The organism is Pseudoalteromonas sp. B62 (genome assembly GCF_037162565.1).
In the GTDB taxonomy this organism is placed as follows: Bacteria; Pseudomonadota; Gammaproteobacteria; order Enterobacterales; family Alteromonadaceae; genus Pseudoalteromonas; species Pseudoalteromonas fuliginea.
Map to the genome: position 1 here is coordinate 1 of NZ_JARLVB010000003.1, position 1201 is coordinate 1201.

The 1201-nt window shown below is 38.6% G+C and carries 1 protein-coding gene; it reads left to right on the forward strand.

Annotated elements, in window-relative coordinates; translation table 11 throughout:
* The first annotated feature begins 75 nt into the window (after positions 1-75).
* Complete coding sequence (locus P4S71_RS22920; RefSeq protein ID WP_096792602.1) at positions 76-1173, forward strand: ISAs1-like element ISPsesp1 family transposase; 1098 nt, start codon at positions 76-78, stop codon at positions 1171-1173.
* Positions 1174-1201 lie beyond the last annotated feature (28 nt).

Genomic DNA, 1201 nt, shown 5'->3' on the forward strand with positions numbered 1-1201 from the left:
CAGGGCGGGATCACACTTTGTAAATAAACAAATTTTATGATCTAATACCATAAATTTAATCACCTTAAACTTATTATGTCACTCTTCTCACATTTAGAACTCGTCAAAGATAATCGTTCACATATAAATCAACACCATAACTTAGTTGATGTGCTTTTTCTTATTATTACTGCCGTTACATCAGGGTGTGAAAACTGGCAAGATATTGAAGTCTATGGCGAAAGTAAGCTTAATTGGTTAAGAGGATTTCGTTCTTTCAAAAATGGCATACCCACTCGACATAGTATTGCTCGGATTTTTAGAACCGTTGATACTGACTCATTACTACTCGCGATGTATAGCTGGGTCAATCAAAACCGCGTTAAATCAGCGCATCCTGTCATTGCCTTCGATGGCAAAACTATTCGCGGAGCAAGTAAACACATTGCTGATAAATTACACCTCGTCTCAGCATTTGATTGTGAGGCAGGTCTCACATTATTCCACCAAACAGTTGGCAGTAAGACGAATGAAATACCGGCAGTTCGGGATTTATTGAAAATACTCGATATCAATAACACCGTCATTACACTTGATGCTTTGCACTGCCAAAAAGAAACGCTAAAACAGCTAATTAGCAGACATGCAGATTATCTAGTGCAAGCAAAGGGTAATCAAAAGAAACTTTATAGCGCGATTCAAGATGCATTTACACACCAGTATGAATCTGAAAACTCAGAGATACTTAGTCATGTAACACAAGATGCAGGGCATGGGCGAAAAGAAGTACGCACGATAGATTGTCTTGATGCGCGTTTATTACCGAGTGAAATTAAAGAGAGCTGGCCATCAGTTAGGACAATCGTTGCGGTGCAGCGAGAGCGAACGAAGGGTAATAGAACGAGTATTGACACACATTACTACCTAACATCGTTGACAGACAATATATTGATAAGTAAAGCAATAAGACAACATTGGCTGATAGAAAATCAGCAACACTGGATACTGGATGTCGTATTTAAAGAAGATGCCTGTCAAATAAATGAGCCATTAAGTGCGCAACATATGGCACTATTTAGACGCGTCGTTAGGAACATGATAAAGCAGCATACGAAAAGCAAGGGGTCAATAAGAAGTAAGTGTGTAAGAGCTTGTTATGATGATGCTTTTAGAGAAGAACTTCTTTTTGGTTAACATTTTTAACAAAGTATGCTCGCGCCCT